Below are 282 nucleotides of genomic sequence, written 5' to 3' on the forward strand. Positions count from 1 at the left end.
CTGCTTTCTCAAGCAGATCCTGCGCCAGTAATTCAAATTCAGACATATTGCCTCCATTGGGTCTTATGGGTGAAACTGTATCACTCATTTGACCCAGATTGAATGTTTTTATCTGGATATTTAAACAGGTTTATTGTTAGGTAACGCACGTTGGCCACGCTGGAGCGTCTTCTGGGCCTGCTGTCGGCCTTTGAGGTCGTGGTATGGATGACGGATGGCTGGCCGCTGTATGAACCCCGCCTGAAGGGAAAGCTGCACGTTATCAGCAAGCGTTACACTCAG

The 282-nt window shown here is 48.6% G+C and carries 1 pseudogene; it reads left to right on the top strand.

The features are described 5' to 3' along the window. Nucleotides 1–144: 144 nt before the first annotated feature. A pseudogene (locus CW751_RS15170) lies at nt 145–282 on the top strand (IS1 family transposase); the annotation flags it as partial.

Origin of the sequence: Brumimicrobium salinarum (assembly GCF_002844555.1) — a bacterium.
Taxonomy (GTDB): Bacteria; Bacteroidota; Bacteroidia; order Flavobacteriales_D; family Crocinitomicaceae; genus Brumimicrobium; species Brumimicrobium salinarum.